Raw genomic sequence first — 2,035 nt, forward strand, 5'->3', positions numbered from 1 at the left:
CGAAAAAAACGTTAAATGCAGGGGTGCAAGATAAAAAGCCTCTCATTAGTCCACAGTCCTTTGTGGTTGATAGCTCTACAGACCAACGGCTTGCACAGGATGATGAGAATGCAACGCTTGTTAATGTTTCTGACCTTTTGCGGGGTGGAAATACACGAGCGAGTAACACTGTTATTCAAGGTACAGGTGCATCTGCAAAGGGAGCGGACGGTATTGCTATAGGCCATAACGCTCAGACATCAGAGCAGGGTGATGCTATTGCTATAGGTTACATGGCTCACACTATAGGAAAAAGCACTGTTGCAATAGGTAGTGAATATAATCCTGACAGCACACACGGGGCAAATGATTATACAACCGCGCAGGGTGATTATGCAACGGCTGTAGGAGCCGTTTCTAAAGCCCTAGGGTTTGGTTCAACTGCTATTGGTCATCGTGCAAAGGGAACTGGTCATTGGACCATTTCTTTTGGATTTTATTCGGAAGCAAGGGCAGATGGAGCTATCGCTATAGGTGCCAATTCCTTAGCTGGGTCCCCAGATGGCGTTGCTCTGGGAAGAGATTCTAAAGCCGATAGGGCTGCTGGTGTGTTTGGTTATACTTCTTTGTTGCAGGGTCCTGCAAAAAACACTGAGGCGCAATGGAAAAGTACGCGGGGTGCAGTGAGTGTTGGTGATTATAGTAAGGGTATAACCAGACAAATTACAGGCGTAGCAGCTGGTTCTGAGCCTGCCGATGCAGTGAATGTTAGGCAGTTGAGAGACTTAGAAGATGTTGTAAGAAAAAACGGTTGGGGACTCTCTGCTGGCGGTGCAAATGCTACAACTGTTCTTATGGGTAGTGGAGTAGATTTTTCTGCTGGAAGTACAAATCTTCGGATTACAAAAGGTGATAAGGATAATAAGCTAAAATTTGATTTGGCTCAAGATGTTACATTAACGAGCTTAAAGGTAGGCCCAAGTACCCTAAACGTAGCAGGCTTATTGATTGCAGATGGTCCGCTAATAACAATAGCTGGTATTAATGCTGGTAATAAAAAGATAACAGGATTGGCAGAAGGTACTGATGATACTGATGCAGTGAATTTTGCACAGCTAAAAGCAGCACAAGCAGGACAAGCAGCAGGGGTTATAAAAGGTTTAAAAATTAACACTACTGGCAAAGATTTTGCAGATGCTATAGCTGATGCAGAAAATTCAGTCGCTCTTGGTAGCAAGGCCAGCGTTAGTAAACTCTCTAGCGGTGCGCTTGCTTTTGGTTCTGGCGCATCTGTAAAGAATGGTGGTTCCACAAATGATCCAAAAGGTTCGTTAAATGGAATTGCCTTAGGTGCAAATGCATCTGTAGCTGCTGTTGGTGGAGTTGCTCTTGGTGCTGGCGCAACAGCTACCGGCGAATCTGCGCTTGCTTTTGGTAGTGGAGCAAAAGCATCAGTTAAAGATAGTATTGCTTTGGGAAGCGGTTCTGTAGCGAATGTTGGACCTGGTTTTGGGGGTTATGATCCTCGTACTAGAGAGAATTCAGATAAACAGGACAATACATGGCTATCCGGTCTTGGTGCACTCAGTATTGGTGATGCTAAGCAAGGAAAAACCAGACAGATTGTAGGTGTTGCCGCTGGCACGAACGACTCTGATGCGGTAAATGTTGCACAGCTAAAAGCTCTACAAGATTCTATAAACCCAAGTTGGGGGCTCTCTGTTAATGGTAAAAATACGACGAACGTTAATTCAACCAGCCCATTGGATTTGGTAACTGGAAGTACAAATCTTAATCTTACAAAAGGCGATAAGGATAATAAGGTACAATTTGATCTGGCTCAAGATGTTGCATTAACGAGCTTAAAGGCAGGCACAAATACCCTAGATGCCACCGGCTTAGTGATTACGGGTGGTCCAAAAATAACGACGGCTGGTATTGGTGCTGGCAGTAAAAAGATAACAGGATTGGCAAAAGGTACTGATGATACTGATGCTGTTAACAAAGGTCAGCTTGATGAAAACGTAACCACTCTTTCTAAAAATATTGAAGACGT

1 pseudogene is annotated in these 2,035 nt (G+C 44.1%); it reads left to right on the forward strand.

Features of this window, described 5'->3' with window-relative positions:
• Positions 1 to 2,035: pseudogene (locus ACFIJ7_RS09390) on the forward strand (hypothetical protein); the annotation flags it as partial.

Origin of the sequence: Bartonella sp. MR100HLJHH (assembly GCF_042194215.1) — a bacterium.
In the GTDB taxonomy this organism is placed as follows: domain Bacteria; phylum Pseudomonadota; class Alphaproteobacteria; order Rhizobiales; family Rhizobiaceae; genus Bartonella; species Bartonella grahamii.